We start from the raw sequence: 16,459 nt of genomic DNA on the forward strand, positions 1-16,459 counted from the left end.
GAAAAAAAGCCACTGATTTTTTGAGGCGATACTATCTCTAGTAAAGTCTGGTTCATTGATGCAAATGTTCTGACCCATTGGGTGCTTGGATCCGGCGGGGTTCTCGATATTCTCTGTAACGGGTATCATCTCACTACCGAATTCCGCGATGTCTACACCAATCATTATGTCGATTCGATTTCGTTCATTAATGAAATTGTTAAAGAAGAAATCCCCCATTCAGATCACGAGTTCTATGTCTCTTCCCTTGCCATCAATGAACTTTTTTATGCAGTGAAGGACGAACTGAGAAGCATTATCCTGTTCAATAAGGGCATGCCAATATCGCGGTGGCGGGATGCCCGGGTAAATCCGGATATTCCAGGAAAATGCTTCAGGGCAGTCTACAATCAGACCCTTCGATCTTTTGATACGCTGTTAGGAGATGGTTCAATCATTTATCTCCCTGAAGAATCCTCCGAGAGTGTCCCGGAATACTGGTCGATCTATGCCCCGCTCCTGTTCCTCACAAAGGATGCCAAGACGCAGGACGCAACGCTCCTGACAACGGCGATCATCAACCGTGCGGATTATTTTGTGACCAAGGACGAGCCTTTGATCAAGGCTGCAAAGAAAAACCTGATGGCAGATTACAATATGGAGCTCATCAAGCCGTCAACAGGGCTGGCTCTGCTGAAGAAGCAGGGGTGGTGATGGGGAATTCGGATCATGGCCGGCAACGTGGGGTATTGACCGGCGTTTTGCTTTCCATTAAACCGAAATACGTCAGGGCGATTCTGGACGGGACCAAGCAGTACGAGTTCCGCAAGCAGATTTTCAAGGATGAATCCGTAAAAACGGTGTACATTTATTCCACTTCTCCACAGAAGAAAATTGTTGCCCGATTCCGGCTTGGTAAAATTGTCAAAGAGTATCCCGAATATTTGTGGGAACAGTACTGTGATGTCTCCGGCCTGAGCGAACATGAGTTCTTCGAATATTTTTCTGACCGGGATACCGGATATGCGATCCGGATTGAGGGCCTGGAGCCATATCCCGAGCCAGTAGATCCGCATACGGTGTTCGAGCGGTTTGTTGCGCCTCAGTCGTTTTGTTATGTGAATTATCCGATTAATCAAACAACTTAATACTTCCAATCGGTAAATTATCCATATCAACAGTGAGTCGTGGGCCTCATGATACAGGAACTTATTATTGAAAATTTTAAAGGATTTAAAAAATACAAAATTGAATTTGGTCACTTGAATCTTCTCGTTGGCGGAAATAATTCTGGGAAAACAACAATTTTTCACGCCCTCCAGACAGTCTTTTGGTGCATCGAGAAAACAGCAGATACATCATCTAATACAGAAGTTGTTTTCGGTAAAACGCAGGTCCCTGAAATTGGTGCTTTTCCATATTTTAATTCAAAAGATATTTTTTATCACCAAAAAACCAGGGAAGGTGGAAAACCCTCACGGATCAAATTCAGAATAAAATTCCAAGATATCCCAGAACTTTCCTTTAGTATTTACCCCGCATTTAGTCGCAACCTGATGGTAGATGGTAATAAAATAAAAATCTCGAAGGATGATTATGAAAAAATTACAAAAAATCTAAAACCCGTATATGTTCCTAGCACTATTGGAATTACGGTTAAAGAAGAGTTGTTTCGAGCGATATCTCAAGAGCGTTTAATTTCTGAAGGGAGACAGAATGAAGTCCTTCGTAACCAGATCTATCGCTTAAAACAAAATTCTCCTGATGAATGGAATGAATTTAAACAAATTGTTTCACCAATTTTTCAATTAGAGGGTATTGATGTCCCTTTTGACGAAAATAAAGACGAATGGCTTTCTGTTTTGTACAGTGAGGATAATTGCGAATTCGACTGTATATCCGCAGGTTCTGGTTTTTTGCAGCTAATTAATTTGCTGGTTTTTGTCTTTTTGCATGAATCTAGAGTGGCTTTATTAGACGAACCTGATTCGCATATGCATTCCGATCTTCAACAAATTTCATTCGATTTATTGCATAAGCTCTCCGAACGAAGGAATATCCAATTGATTATTGCAACACACAGCCCGACATTTATTGATTCCGCAGGGCTCGAAAATGTTCTCGTAATTGATAGAAATTTTGAAACTCCCTTGCAAACTCAAAATCTCGAAGAACTAATACCCCTACTTGGAGATCGAGGAATATCGCTCCCTCCTACGAAGGTTATTGATACTTTGAGATCGAGGAAAGTTCTATTTGTAGAAGGAAATGATGCAGATTATGAAGAATTTATCAAAGCTATAGGAATACGTTATTCTCCTACATTTTTATCCCAGATCCGGGGACTAACGGTTTTCGAGACCGAAGGTGCGACTAAAAAATGGCCCTACGACACAATTGCCGCATTTGAAAAACTATTGGGTGTCCCGATAAAATATGTCTATATTTCAGACAGAGATTTTTCGACGGATGTTCAAATAGCAGACAAACAAAAAGCGAGTCAAAAATTCAAGAGTCAGAAATCACATTTCTTAAAACGAAGAAATCGTGAGTCATATTTATGTGATCCGAAAATTCTCTCGAAATTGCTGATACATAAATGGAATGCAAAGCACGAGGGCAAACCAATTCCTGATGATTTAACCGAGGAATCAATTAAACAATTCTTTATTGAAAAGGCTAAAGAATTTGAGGATAATACAAGAACGACATTATTGGTCCAACAAGAGCCATATATTCGGGGACCAACTGAAGAAAGAACTAGAAAAACCGGTGAGTTAAATCTCTTTTTTAGAGATAATTATACGAGTTTAATCGCAGCGAATCAAATTCCATACACTTTAGCTGATTGCAAAGAAATGTTAAAAAATTACAGAACTACGATAACTGAAAAACATAAAATTTCATTTAGTGATAAAGAAATTTTATCACAATTTGAAAAAGATGATATCCCTGAAGAGATTCAAAAAATTTTGCTTGATATTATCGCAATGTTTGCAACCTAGTTTCTCGATATTTTTGGAGTTACTGTGATTTGTGAGTCTGACATTCCAGAAGGATACAAGATAACGGAGTTAGGTTCGATACCGGAGGAGTGGCAAATCAAAAAAATCGGTGAGTTATTCAACGTGCAGCAAGGCATATCCATGTCTAAAGCACGGAGAGATGGACCAAACAAACACCCATTTCTCAGAACACTGAACGTTTTTTGGAGAGGTATTAATCTAACAACACTCGATTATATGGATTTTTCAGAGAAGGAAATTGAAAAGCTGAATTTATTGCCGGGGGATCTTTTAGTCTGCGAGGGGGGAGATATTGGAAGAACCGCGATGTGGCGAGGAGAACTCGAATCATGTGGTTATCAAAATCACCTCCACCGGCTACGGGTTAAAAATGACGATGTGAATCCGGAATTTATCGCGTTTTGGATGCAGGCTGCGATGGATGTTCTTGGATTTTATCAGGATGAAGGGAATAAAACAACAATCCCAAATCTTTCACAATCGCGCCTGAAAAATTTCATCATCCCCCTCCCCCCACTTCCCGAACAGCACGCCATCGCCACCACCCTCCGCACCGTGCAGGAAGCAAAGGAGAAGACCGATGCGGTGATCGCGGCGACGAAGGCGCTCAAGGCGGCGATGATGAAGCACCTGTTCACGTACGGCCCGGTGCCGCCAGAGTATGCGGAGCGGGTGGCGCTGAAGGAGACGGAGATTGGGCCGGTGCCGGAAGATTGGGAAATAAAAAAATTTGAAGATTTTTGTATATTGCAGAGGGGTCAAGATCTCCGCATTTGTGATATACATAAAGGGAATATTCCGGTAATTGGGGCAACATCAATAATTGGATACCATAAATATGCAAATGTTAAAGGACCAGGGGTAACGGTTGTGAGAAGTGGATCATCCGCTGGAAAATCCATGTATATTGAAGAAGATTTCTGGGCCCACAATGTTGTATTATACGTTAAAGACTTCAAAGGAAACAATCCTAAATTTGTTCACTATAAACTGCAACAGCTCGATCTAACTCAATACAAATCTGGGGTTTCAGTACCGACATTAAATCGAAATACATTCAGTATGGTCTCAGTGGACGTCCCACCAAAAAAGATACAAGATAAAATTGTGGAGACAATTACTCCAATAGAGAAAAAACTCGCCGCCGAAAAATCCCGCAGAGAAGCGCTCGACACCCTGTTCGCATCGCTCCTGCACGATCTCATGACCGCGAAGATTCGGATCAACACATCCTGACGGGAACGATTGCACCGGACGCTCCCGAAGCATCGTTCATCACCGGAAGATACTTTAATCCTGTCAGGAAGATACTGTTCAATTACAACCAGTGAAGTGCCCGCATGAAACAAACACGAATGCGCTATACGGTTCTTATGGACAAGAACGAGAGCGGTGGCTACACGGTGACCGTTCCCTCCCTGCCCGGCTGCATCTCGCAGGGCGACACTTGGGATGAGGCTCTCAAAAATATCGAAGAAGCAATCACCGGGTACATCGAAACCCTGAAGCTCCTCAAAAAGCCCGTACCGGTTGAAGTGGAAGTGACCCTCAAGGACCCGGTAGTTGCATGAAGGTTCCCCGGGTGACCGGAGACAAGGTACTCAGGGCGCTTCACCATGCAGGACTTGCCCTCGTCCATACCAGAGGGAGCCATCATTTTCTCTATCACGCAGAGAAAGACTGCCTGGTCACGGTGTCCGTCCATTCTGGTGCCACCCTTGCACCAAAAACGCTGAAGTCCATTTTATCGCAGGCGCAGATCACGGTCGAAGAATTTGTCGCCCTGCTGTAATGACCAAAGAAATATCCTAAACAGATGCGTCCGGTTCGCATCGCTCCTGCACGATCTCATGACCGCAAAGAGACGGATTCCAAATCATTGACTACTAAAATGGATTATAACCGAATATTTTCATGCAGACAAAAACGGCTATACCCGTTATGAATAATGCAATAATTGCGCCAATCGTATAATCAACAATTTTTGTTTTCCAGCTCCCCATAATAATTATCTGACTATTAAGTCTCTCCACAGCATTTGCAAGGATTGTAAGTTCCTGACGCAGTTCATTTTCGCTTAATTGGTTCTTGTGGATTCCTTCAATTATGTTCTTTGAGGATATTGGAATAGCGGTATGACCAACTCTTTGGAAAAAAACCCCTTTAAATGAATGGAGCGATTTTTCACTTTTTGGAACTTTAGCAACAACAACTGATTTATTTTCGAATTGGACTGTTTCAATTGAAATCTCAAGAGGAGGATCAATTTGAGTAGTTGCTTGTTTTAAAATTCGGATAGTTCTTGGAATGTCTTCCACTCCAACAATATGGGCTAAATCATCGATTCCGATAATTATTGTTCCACCTTTGGTATTCGCAAAAGCACCCAATATTTTTGCAATTATTTGAGGATCAAACAATCTAGTTTTAAATTCAACGGACTCATTCTCGCCATTTTTGATTAAATCGTTTAATTCTTCGATGGTTACCATGATGGCTCAAAATTCTTTCAGGAGAATATTTGACCTGATACACAAAAGGGTTTGTTTTTATTTTATTTTTTAATATTCGAGTAAAATACAATTTTTTTGGTAAAAGATTTAGGTATAATAAATCAATTGAATCATTAGCATGACACTCTGGATGGTTCGCAGCGGCCGGTACGGTGAACGGGAGGATTTTGCCCTTGAGAACAAAGTTGCCGTCATTGGCTGGAACGAATTGCCAGACCTCTCAAAAATCGAGACTCGGGAACAATTGAGAGTCCTCCTTGAAAAAACATTTCCTGACGATAAACCCAAGACGCATATCAACTGGGAAAGCCAGATCTGGCCGTTTCTACGAGGCATGGAGATCGGGGATCTTATCGCAATGCCGCTAAAGAGCAGGACCGCAATTGCATTCGGAAAGATTACCAGCCCCTATCGTTTCCGAAAGGACTTTCCGGAGAATGCACACCATACCCGAAACGTTGACTGGATAAAAGAGATCCCCCGCGACAAGTTTGACCAGGATCTCCTCTATTCACTTGGCGCTTTCATGACGGTGTGCCGAATTCACAGGAATAATGCTGAAGTGAGAGTTCAGGAAATACTCGAAGGGACGGCCACACCGAATCAAAGAAAGACGGGAGTAAAGACGGAAATCAAAAAATCCGCTGACGGAGAGCTCTATATCGAAATTCCCTTTGATATTGAGGAGATGGCAACCGATCAACTTCGTAATCTTATCAGCAGGAAATTCAGAGGACATGATCTCACCCGGCTTGTTGGTGCTATCCTTGAGGCTCAGGGATATACAATAAGTGTTGCAAAACCCGGCGCGGATGGTGGTGTCGACATTATCGCTGGAAAAGGTCCATTGGGTTTTGATCACCCTCGCTTAGCAGTTCAGGTCAAGTCCAGCGACAGCCCGTGTGATGTAAAGATTGTCCGGGAACTGCAGGGAGTTATGAAGAATTTCCAAGCCGAACATGGCTTGTTGGTATCATGGGGCGGCTACAGCGGGACGGTCCCAAAAGAAACATCAACAAAATTTTTCGAGATTCGACTCTGGAATGCGGATGATCTCATTCAGATGATTCAAACATATTACGATAAAATCCCTGATGAGATTAAAGCGGACCTTCCCCTAAAACGAATCTGGATTCTCGTTCCGGAAGAGGAATAATTCATGACACTCGGCGGTGAACGTGCATCAGTACAGAATCCGTTCATCGACTATGCCGAATCGGTACAATGGGAATATATCCTAAAGGACAAGGCAACGGCACTCCGGGGCGGCACCACCGGAATTCTTTTTAAGGAAATTTTCATCGATCAGATTATCCGGCTCAATGATTCGTTCATGACCCGCGAGCTTGCAACAGAACTCGCCAAACGGATCGGGCGCATACCTCCCACCATCGAAGGCAACCTCACCGCATGGGAATATCTCAAAGGGATAAAGACCATCTTTGTCCCAAAAGAGAACCGGGAGCGCAATGTCCGGTTCATCGACACCGATGATATCGACACCAACACCTTCCAGATCACCGATGAGTTCTCGTTCACCAACGGCTCGAAGACGATCCGCGAGGATGTCGTCTTCCTCGTCAATGGCATCCCGGTCTTCTTTGTCGAGACCAAGGCCGCCCACAAGAAGGAAGGCATCGCCGAAGCCCTCGACCAGATCCGGCGCTACCACCGCGAATGTCCCGAGATGCTCGCCGTCCTCCAGATCTACGCGCTCACCCACATCATCCGGTATTATTACAGCGCGACCTGGAACACCTCGAAGAAGACGCTCTTCAACTGGAAGGATGAATCCGGTGGAAACTACGAGACGCTGGTCAAAACCTTCTGTGACCGGAAGTGTTTCATCACCCTGCTTACCGATGGGATCCTCTTCACCCGGCAGGATGAGGAATTAAAGAAAGTCGTGCTCCGCCAGCACCAGATGCGGGCTGTTGACAAACTGCTCGGCCGGGCCCGGGATGCCGGAAAGAAACGCGGCCTGATCTGGCACACACAGGGGTCAGGCAAGACCTACACGATGATCGTAGCAGCACAGAAGATCCTCAATGAGCCGGTCTTTGAGAACCCGACCGTGATCATGCTCGTGGACCGGAACGAACTCGAAACCCAGCTCTTCGGTAATCTCACCGCTGCCGGCATCGGGAATGTCGAAGTCGCGGAGAGCAAACGGGAGTTGCAGGCACTTCTGGCATCCGATCACCGGGGTCTCATCGTCTCCATGATCCACAAGTTCGAGGGGATGCCGGAGAAGATCAATACCCGGGACACGATCTTTATTCTCGTGGACGAGGCCCACCGGACAACCACCGGCACGCTGGGCAATTACCTCATGGGAGCACTCCCGAACGCAACTTATATCGGATTCACCGGGACTCCCATCGACAAGACCGCGTACGGGCAGGGCACGTTCATCACGTTCGGCCGCGACGATCCTCCACACGGCTATCTCGACCGGTACCGCATCGCAGAGTCCATCAGTGACGGGACCACGGTTCCGCTCAATTACACGCTTGCCCCCAACGATCTGCTCGTTGACCGACGGACCCTCGAAAAAGAATTCCTTGACCTTGCCGAAACGGAAGGGATCAGCGATGTCGCAGAACTCAACAAAGTACTGGAGAAAGCAGTCAATCTCCGGAACATGATGAAGAGCCCCGAGCGGGTGCCGAAAGTCGCGAAGTTTGTGGCAGACCATTTCCGGCACAATGTGGAGCCCATGGGATACAAGGCGTTCCTGGTTGCCGTTGACCGGGAAGCCTGCGCACTCTACAAGAAAGAACTCGACAAACTCCTTCCCGTGGAATATTCCGAAGTCATCTACAGCCCAAATCCACGGGATGAAGGCAATGACCGCGTAGACCTCCGCACATACTATCACGCGGAAGATGAAGAGAAAAGAATCCGCAAGGCATTTAGAAATCCGGACAAAGATCCTAGGATCCTCATTGTCACGGAAAAACTTCTTACCGGGTTCGATGCCCCTGTCCTCTACTGCATATATCTCGATAAACCGATGCGCGACCATGTCCTCCTCCAGGCGATTGCCCGCGTCAACAGGCCCTACGAAGACGCTGAAGGCCGGAAGAAACCCTCGGGATTCGTACTCGATATTGTCGGGATCTTCGATAACCTCAAAAAAGCGCTCGCGTTTGATTCCAGTGACATCGAAGGGATTGTAAATGACATCGACGTCCTCAAAACACGGTTCACCCGGCTGATGTCACAGGAAGCGCAGCAATACTTCGGGCTTGCGAAAGGAAAGAAACGGGACAAGGCGGTCGAAGCAGTACTCGAATATTTCCTGAACGAAGAAGTCCGCCTGACGTTCTACGGATTCTTCCACGAAATTTCAGACATCTATGAAATCCTCTCACCTGACGCATTCCTGAGACCATACCTCGATGATGTGGACACACTTGCGAGAATGTACCGCATGGTCCGGGAGAACTTCGATCCCGGGATCTCTGTCGACCGCGAGTTCTCCCGTAAAGTGGCACGACTCGTCCAGGACCACACCGTAAGCAGCGAGATCGGGGCACCGGGAAGAATCTACGAGATCGACGACAAAGTTCTCAGGTATATCGAAGAACAACCAGCCTCTGACATCGAAAAAGTGTTTAACCTGAGCAAAGGAATTACCAATCTTGTAAGAAAACATTCGGAAGAGTCCCCCTACCTCCTTTCCATCAGCGAGAAGGCGGATGCCGTGATCCAGCTCTACAAGGATCGCCAGAAAACCACGCAGGAGACTCTCGCCGAACTCAAAACGATCATCGAAGAGATCAATGCGGCCCGGCTTGAACAGGAGAAACGCAATATTCCGATGGAAGAGTTCACCATTTTCTGGCTCCTCAATAAGACCAATGTCACCGATACGGAAACGAAAGCCCACGAGATGAAAGGGATCCTGAACCAGTATCCCCACTGGAGAGCCAGCGAACAACAGGCCCGCGATGTGAAGCAGGAGTTGTATACGATAATCCTGAAATCGGGAATCAGTGAGATCAAAGAAATCAAAAAGATCGTTGACCAGATTATGAACGTCCTCAAGCGGGCTGTAGAATGATCTCGTCGGAGTCTTTCAAGCGCTCCGTAGGAGAATGGGCTGAAATCTGCAAGGTCGAAATAAAGGAGATCCATCTTCGGAAAATGAAGACCAAGCTTGCGAGCTGTTCGAGCAGGGGCCGGCTGACGTTCGACCGGACAATTTTACGATTACCAAAAGATGAACGAAAAAAAATCATAATCCATGAATTGTTGCATCTGAAATATCCTAACCATGGGAAGATGTTCCGGGCGCTGTTGAAGGCATATACTTCCGATTAACTGAATCTCCCAAGGGTCAAGACCACCATAACAGTTCTCCCCGGGCAGGACGATGCGACCTACCGCGAACTCCGGGCGGCGCATGGCACCAATGACCGCGCGCTGTTTGCAAACTTCAATGTCTTAAAAAAATGGGCTATCCCGCATCGGAAAAGACAAAGATCCCATATACTCTCCGTATTCCCCGGCCAAGTCAACCACCCATCACGGGGTAACCGGCATCATTCCCGCCACCCCGGTACTACCGCCCGTAGACTCCGGCCCCCGGCACAGCGCCCCGAGCACGATCGCCGTCGCATCCTTGTCCAGGGGTTGGTTGTCGTTCCCGCATTTCGGGGAGTAGATGCAGGAGGGGCACCCGGTCTCGCACCGGCAGTCCCTCACCAGTTCATACGCACTTAAGAACAGTTGGGGGAGAATGCTGAATGCCTTCTCCGCAAGCCCGATTCCGCCTTCATACGCATCATAGACAAAAACCACCGGTTCGCCATCCTCACCGTATGCCGGTGACGACAAACCACCGATGTCCCACCGATCGCACATCACGTGGAGGGGCATGAGCGCGATGACCGCGTGTTCCGCCCCGTGCAGTCCACCGGCAAGGTCGAGACCGACGCCGGAGACTTTTTGTTCAATGGATTCGGGGAGGATAAACCAAAAGGCCCGTGTCCTGAACGTGAGGGCCGGGAGAGACAGGGGCTCCAGACCGATGATCGTGTCGCCCCTTTTGATCTTATAACCGGTGTACTGCTCTGTCACCTCCACATCACCAAACGCACACCGGACCCCGTTGACCGTCCTGGTCTCCAGCGTTTCGATAATGGAAAGGTCCACTTCCTTGAGGGGCTGGGTATAATAGTCTACATCAGTTTCCGTCACCCGGATCGTATGCGTCTCAAGGTCCATCTCGTTCACGACAAACGTCTCGCCCTGGTGGAGCATGATCGCACCCTTGTGTGCCTCGCGGTATGCCTGGCCGAGATCAAGGGTCTCAAGCAGCCTGCCGTGGCACATCACCCGGAACGTTTCACCGGGAACACCATCGAGCCTCACGGCGTCCGCTGCACGCCCGCGCCCGGCATATACCCAGCCGCGGGATGTCCTTCGTAAAAGGTCATTTGATTCAAGTTCAGGCAGGAGCCACGAGACAAATTCTCCAAAAAAATCCCGGTCTGCTTCTTCCCGCAGGGGCAGTTCGGCAGCAGCGCAGAGAAGGTGCCCGGAGACGATATACGGGTTGCCGGTATCGATGATCGCGTGCTCGTGGGAGCGTTCGAAGAACTGTTCCGGGTGGTGCATGAAGTACTGGTCAAGGGGATTTGCCTGTGCAACGAGGATGGCAAGGGATTCATCCCCTTTCCTCCCGGCCCGCCCGGCCTGCTGACGGGTGGACATCATGGTGCCGGGATACCCGGAAATAATAACCGCATCCAGTGAGCCGATGTCGATGCCCAGTTCGAGGGCATTTGTTGAAACGACTCCTTTCAGGACTCCTTCCTTGAGCTGCCGTTCGATTACCCGCCGTTCTTCCGGCAGGAAACCCGCCCGGTATGCTGAGATCGATTCCGCGAGCCGTGATGAGATCCTGCGTGCATCGTCACGCGCCCAGACCGTGACCAGCTCGGCCATCTTTCGGGATCCGGTGAAACAAAGGGTCTGGAGGTCTTCTTTGACACAGGATACAAGGAGGTCCTTTGTCTCCTGGTGCAGGGACCGTTCGCTGATACCATCATAAAACGGATTGTACAATACGAAATTTTTCCTGCCATGGGGTGAGCCATCATTATCAACAAGCGAGAACTCCAGCCCGGTGAGATGGCGGGCAAATTCGCACGGGTTTGCAAGCGTCGCCGTGGACAGGATGAAACGGGGATTCGATCCATAATGCCGGCAGAGGCGCAGGAGACGGCGTATCACAAAGGCGATATGGGACCCAAATACCCCACGATACCGGTGTGCCTCATCGATGATGATGAAATCCAGGTTTGACAGGAACGGCTGCCATTTTGCATGCCATGACAGCACCTGGTGCAGTTCATGGGGATTTGAGATGATAACCCGGGAGTGTTCACGGATCGCGGCCCTCTTTGACTGCGGGGTGTCCCCGTCATAGATGGCAGGTTTGGCGGCAATGCCGGTGAACTGAGCCATCTGTTCAAGTGTCAGGAACTGGTCGTTCGAGAGGGCCTTTGTCGGATAAAGGTAGAGTGCCCGTGCATCAGGATGGCTTTCAAGATCGCTGAAGACGGGAATGTTGAAAGCGAGGGTCTTGCCGCTCGCAGTGGACGTGGTGAGGATCACGTTCTTTCCGGCCCGCACATGGTTGATCGCTTCGCACTGGTGGGAGTAGAGCCGGATCCCTCTCTGGTCAAGATATGCCTCAAGTGATGGGGACAGGGAGGTTTCCAGCAACCCGTACCGGGCAGGTTCCGGCTCGGTCGTCTTCATATGAACGAACCGGGTCCGGTAGACCGGGTTTACGTTCAGGAGCCGGATCAGGTCAGCGACAGCCATAGGTCTCCCCCAGCAGGTGGAAGAAGAGGCGGGCAAGTGAGACCACATCCTGCCGGTTGTGTTCAACGATCGGGACAAGCGGCCCGATATTTCCGGAGCGGAGGTATGTTTCGTAAAATTCGGGCACCATCTGCCCCGGCACATCATCGCTCCGGCTGATCCCGAGAATCTCCCGTTCAAGCGCAGCAAGACGCAGCGAGGGGAGCTGATCTTTCCACCTGCGACGGCTGAAATGGAGGACGTCAAAGTGAGGGATCTTTGCAGGAGATCCCAGCCCATAGTATGCCAGGCGATCGACAATGTAGGGCAGATCAAATGATTTTCCATTGAAGGTGACGAGCGCCACCCGATCACCGGAAAGGTGTCCGGCAGTTGCGATAAGGGCTGCCTGTTCCTCGGCGATGTCTCGCAGCAGGTACTGGTACACGACCAGTTTTCCGTTATCGATGACACCGATCCCGAAAAGGATGATAGGACGGGAAAAAAGCCCGAGAGTCTCGATATCAAGGAATACATAATCTTCCGGCTCATGGAGGCCGGCAGTCCCAAGAACAGATACATGGGATTTGGAGTGCCGGCTGCCGATCATGTCCATGATCGCGGAGGTATTTCCATCAGATAGACATGCAAGGACCTCATGTGCACGCGATCTCAGTTTGGGATGTTCCATCAGATCCGGTATGGAATGATATCCCCGTGCATTCAGCTTCTTCCGGGTCGCTGGTCCGATGCCATGGACAAGCGTCAGGTCACAAAGGAGATCAGTCCTGAAACAATCGGAATCCAATACAGGTCGCGATAAATCCTGGCGGGATTCCAGGGTAAAACAGGTGCCGCCACCATTGACGAGCTCTTTGCCGTGGAACTGTTCATCGATCGTCATCCCCCGGTAACGCGAGAGGAGCATTTCGAGATAGTGCCGGGCCTGTTCGTATTCGGATGAAAAAACAAACGAGTTTGAAAAACCGGCCCCGAATGCATTCCCGTCGCGGACAATTTCATATTCCCGCATTCCCTGCATCCGCTGCTGCCAGAGTGCGCCGATTCGTGCAGGGGCGGGGAGGGCAGACATCGTATGGATAGAAAATCCCGGTACGGACGTTTAAATATCCGGGCGGGCGGGGTGAAAGTGCTAAAGAGGAGGCTATCGGTCCCCTTTGAGGATGAGACGTTTAATCTACCGGGCGATGCAATCCTTCTGGTATAAACCGGGAATAGTGTGCATGCGGGTATGACATTTTCACTGATGTCATTACCAAGGAATCGGTGTTTCTGATGAAGGTCAAAGGATTGCTGATCGATATTGACGGTGTCCTGTATGTAGGGGACCAGCCGATACAAGGGGGTCGTGAGGCCATCGAATACCTCACGGAAAATAAATATCAGTTCCGGTTTATCTCCAACACAACCCGCAAATGCCGGAAGACTATCTCCGGACAATTATCAGCAATGGGTCTGGACATTCCCGAAGAGAGTATTTTCACACCGCCACGTGCAGCGATTGCCTACATGAAAAGCACCGGACGGGACCATTTTCATCTGCTCACGACGGGGGATGTTGACCAGGACTTTATCGATGCCGGGGTCCGGGACGATTCAGAAAAAACTGATTTTGTCATTGTTGGTGATGCCGGGGAGGCACTGACATATAGAAGCCTGAACACCGCGTTCAGGCTTCTCATTGAAGGTGCGGAATTGATCGCGCTGGAAAAAGACCGGTACTGGATGACGCGTAATGGCCTGTCACTCTCTGCAGGTCCATTCGTATCCGCACTCGAGTTCGCGACGGGAAAACAGGCCATTGTTATGGGAAAACCGTCAAAATCTTTCTTTAACCTGGCACTCAGGGACATGGATCTTCAGCCGGGCGAGGTGGCAATGATTGGCGATGATATTTTCACGGATGTCGGGGGTGCACAAGCGGCCGGTATAACCGGCATCCTTGTCCGGACCGGAAAATTCCGCGAGGATATCCTGCAGGATTCAAAAGTCCGGCCTGATGCGATCATTGATTCGATTGCCCGACTGCAGGAGATCCTGTGAGATCCTTGAATTCCCTTTATCGTTTTATGAAATATGTGGTTTTTACCCTCTTTCTCATTGGGATCGTAGTTGTAAGTGCAAACCTTATCATTAACCAGAACACGGTCGTCCCCCCGCATATCGAACCGCAGGAGACCAACATCTCCATTCCCGCCCCGGTCCACTCCTTTCCATTCGAACAGGTAATAATATCGGTCACGAGCCCGGTTGATCCTTCGGTATATGTCGGGGCGAAGGTAGCGGATAAGGAGACCCTCATCCGGGGAAATGTATCCGAAGACGCATGGCTGGAGACCACGTACCTCTCGATGATCGATGATCCCAGCCAGGAACAGTTCTATACCGATCTTATCCGTGACCTGAGAGTGATCCGGGACGAACATGGTCTAAACGACGATGAATATCTCGAACTGATCGCAGTATTTGTCCAGTCAGTCCGCTACGAAACAACAAGCGAGAGCCCGCCAAAATTCCCTATCGAGACCTATGTCGATAAATCCGGAGATTGTGATGACAAGAGCCTGCTCCTTGCAGGCCTTCTTTCCCGGGAGGGGTATAATGTCTCCCTGTTATCGTTTACACCGGAGTCACACATGGCAATCGGGGTTGCCTGCCCGGATGATGAATACAGGCAGACGGGATATGTATTCATTGAGACCACCAACCTCTCCTTTGTCGGAGTACCAACAGACAGCCTCCGTGAAGGCGTTACACTGTATTCTGATCCACAGGTTATTCCCGTAGGAAACGGAACGAAAACGTTCGGAAGTTGTAAGGAGTCACTCTATTTGGGTTCTATCATCAAAACATCCGAAATGAACGTGAAGGATCTTACCATACGGATCGATTCGCTGAAAGCCGAAATGGATGGATATTACGTGCAGCGTGATGCTCAAAAATACAACCAGCAGGTACCACTCTACAATGACCTGCAGCGCCAACGCATGCAGTACGCAGAACTCCATAATTATATTCTCAATCACCAGTACGACCGGAAGGGCACCTACCAGCATGTAAAAAACAATATACCCGGGTAAGATTCGTGGAGGGATTTATTTCTCAAGCTCTTCAAGGTGTACCATTTTTGGTACAGGATACGATTCCGTTGTGCATCCATTGTCTCCTGATGCTGTCAGTCTCGCCATTGCCATATCGGAGTATTGTGCCGATATATCGATACCGATAAACCTGCGCCCGAGTTTCCATGCCACAAGGGAGGTCGTGCCTGCACCGTTGAACGGATCGAGCACCAGGTCATTTTTATAAGAGAACAGTTTCATGAGCCGCCGGGGCAGTTCTTCCGGAAACATTGCCGGGTGATCATAGTCTTTCATCCGCGTTTCCGGGGGAAACGACCACCTGCCCAGTACCCATTCCTTGAATTCCCCTGCCGTGATATCGATGTCTTCCCGGCGGCCGGCCTTTTTATGCGATTCCTTGTCAAAGATCTCGATGTATTCCCAGGTGTATTTGATATAGGGCATTGAAGGGGATTTCCAGCTCCCCCAGGCCGTGTATTTCGCATTGTAATTGTTCTTCTCCCAGAGTAACTCCGCCCTCCAGAGGAGGCCCAGCCCGGAAAGCTGTTGCGAAATGATGTGGTGCGTTGGTACATAATCCGAGAAGAGGGGCTGGACGTTCACCGCCATCCTGCCACCGGGCTTGAGTACGCGTTCGCATTCCCGCCAGACACGGAGGAGTTTCCCGAAATATTCATTCCACTCATGCGTATCATCCTGCGAGTCCTGGGCGTAGGAATGGCCGAAATTGTAGGGGGGGGACGTGATGATGAGATCGATACTCCGGTCAGGAATCCGGATGAGAGCTTCCTGCGCATCTCCGCATATGATCCGGTTGATGAAGGGACGGATACCTGAAGGTTCATCAGTATGCAGGTTTTTTTGTGCATCCTGGGATCCCCGGCGAATCCTGGCTTTCCCTTCTTTATCCCCGATCTTCGGTCTCATCACACGCTATCACATCTTACTATACCATACGATGAGTAAAAGATGCCGCATCACTGCAATAATGTCAACGAGAAAAGCGTTTAATGCA

Annotated in this window: 15 protein-coding genes; 11 read left to right on the plus strand and 4 right to left on the minus strand. The window is 48.9% G+C overall.

The features are described 5' to 3' along the window. Positions 1–81 precede the first annotated feature (81 nt). From M0R30_RS05765 to M0R30_RS05790, 6 genes are all read left to right on the plus strand, one after another. The gene (locus M0R30_RS05765) at positions 82–693 is read left to right on the plus strand and encodes a hypothetical protein (protein ID WP_292544532.1); all 612 of its coding nucleotides are present in this window, start codon (positions 82–84) and stop codon (positions 691–693) included. Next, a complete protein-coding gene (locus M0R30_RS05770; RefSeq protein ID WP_292544535.1) occupies positions 693–1,127 on the plus strand; it encodes a hypothetical protein in 435 nt (144 codons plus the stop codon). Before M0R30_RS05765 ends, M0R30_RS05770 begins: the two co-directional genes overlap by 1 nt. Positions 1,128–1,175: 48 nt before the next feature. Then, positions 1,176–2,984 (plus strand): ATP-binding protein, encoded by a 1,809-nt coding sequence (locus M0R30_RS05775; RefSeq protein ID WP_292544538.1) that lies wholly within the window; start codon positions 1,176–1,178, stop codon positions 2,982–2,984. Positions 2,985–3,008: 24 nt separating this feature from the next. Further along, positions 3,009–4,241: a restriction endonuclease subunit S gene (locus tag M0R30_RS05780; protein WP_292544541.1), complete on the plus strand. Its 1,233-nt coding sequence runs from the start codon at positions 3,009–3,011 to the stop codon at positions 4,239–4,241. A 104-nt stretch (positions 4,242–4,345) separates the two neighbouring features. Next, positions 4,346–4,576, plus strand: a complete 231-nt coding sequence (locus M0R30_RS05785; protein ID WP_292544544.1) for a type II toxin-antitoxin system HicB family antitoxin — start codon at positions 4,346–4,348, stop codon at positions 4,574–4,576. Next, positions 4,573–4,797 carry a type II toxin-antitoxin system HicA family toxin gene (locus tag M0R30_RS05790; RefSeq protein ID WP_292544546.1) on the plus strand — a complete coding sequence of 75 codons (225 nt, stop codon included), beginning with the start codon at positions 4,573–4,575 and terminating at the stop codon, positions 4,795–4,797. The genes M0R30_RS05785 and M0R30_RS05790 overlap by 4 nt, the downstream gene beginning before the upstream one ends. A 94-nt stretch (positions 4,798–4,891) precedes the next feature. Here the strand turns inward: M0R30_RS05790 and M0R30_RS05795 are convergent, their stop codons facing one another. Beyond that, a complete protein-coding gene (locus M0R30_RS05795) occupies positions 4,892–5,497 on the minus strand; it encodes an RNA-binding domain-containing protein (RefSeq protein ID WP_292544549.1) in 606 nt (201 codons plus the stop codon). 139 nt (positions 5,498–5,636) lie between these two features. Between M0R30_RS05795 and M0R30_RS05800 the strand changes: the two genes are divergently transcribed. From M0R30_RS05800 to M0R30_RS05810, 3 genes are read left to right on the plus strand one after another with little or no spacing between them, the layout of a single operon-like run. Then, complete coding sequence (locus M0R30_RS05800; protein ID WP_292544552.1) at positions 5,637–6,674, plus strand: restriction endonuclease; 1,038 nt, start codon at positions 5,637–5,639, stop codon at positions 6,672–6,674. 3 nt (positions 6,675–6,677) lie between these two features. After that, positions 6,678–9,587 carry an HsdR family type I site-specific deoxyribonuclease gene (locus M0R30_RS05805; RefSeq protein ID WP_292544555.1) on the plus strand — a complete coding sequence of 970 codons (2,910 nt, stop codon included), beginning with the start codon at positions 6,678–6,680 and terminating at the stop codon, positions 9,585–9,587. Next, positions 9,584–9,847, plus strand: coding sequence for a M48 family metallopeptidase (locus M0R30_RS05810; protein ID WP_292544556.1), 264 nt, complete (start codon positions 9,584–9,586; stop codon positions 9,845–9,847). The genes M0R30_RS05805 and M0R30_RS05810 overlap by 4 nt, the downstream gene beginning before the upstream one ends. 204 nt (positions 9,848–10,051) lie before the next feature. On the opposite strand, the gene M0R30_RS05815 is transcribed toward M0R30_RS05810, so the two are convergent. Both M0R30_RS05815 and M0R30_RS05820 read right to left on the minus strand, forming a co-directional pair. After that, positions 10,052–12,361, minus strand: a complete 2,310-nt coding sequence (locus tag M0R30_RS05815; RefSeq protein ID WP_292544557.1) for a DEAD/DEAH box helicase — start codon at positions 12,359–12,361, stop codon at positions 10,052–10,054. After that, complete coding sequence (locus tag M0R30_RS05820; RefSeq protein ID WP_292544559.1) at positions 12,348–13,433, minus strand: ribonuclease H-like domain-containing protein; 1,086 nt, start codon at positions 13,431–13,433, stop codon at positions 12,348–12,350. The genes M0R30_RS05815 and M0R30_RS05820 overlap by 14 nt, the downstream gene beginning before the upstream one ends. Before the next feature lie 203 nt (positions 13,434–13,636). Between M0R30_RS05820 and M0R30_RS05825 the strand changes: the two genes are divergently transcribed. Both M0R30_RS05825 and M0R30_RS05830 read left to right on the plus strand, forming a co-directional pair. After that, a complete protein-coding gene (locus tag M0R30_RS05825) occupies positions 13,637–14,404 on the plus strand; it encodes a TIGR01458 family HAD-type hydrolase (RefSeq protein ID WP_292544561.1) in 768 nt (255 codons plus the stop codon). Positions 14,405–14,430: 26 nt separating this feature from the next. Then, positions 14,431–15,441: a hypothetical protein gene (locus tag M0R30_RS05830; protein ID WP_292544562.1), complete on the plus strand. Its 1,011-nt coding sequence runs from the start codon at positions 14,431–14,433 to the stop codon at positions 15,439–15,441. A gap of 15 nt (positions 15,442–15,456) precedes the next feature. Here M0R30_RS05830 and M0R30_RS05835 read toward each other — a convergent pair whose 3' ends face one another. Then, the gene (locus tag M0R30_RS05835; protein ID WP_292544564.1) at positions 15,457–16,371 is read right to left on the minus strand and encodes a site-specific DNA-methyltransferase; all 915 of its coding nucleotides are present in this window, start codon (positions 16,369–16,371) and stop codon (positions 15,457–15,459) included. Between the last annotated feature and the right edge of the window lie 88 nt (positions 16,372–16,459).

This window comes from Methanoregula sp. (assembly GCF_023227875.1).
Classification (GTDB): Archaea; Halobacteriota; Methanomicrobia; order Methanomicrobiales; family Methanospirillaceae; genus Methanoregula.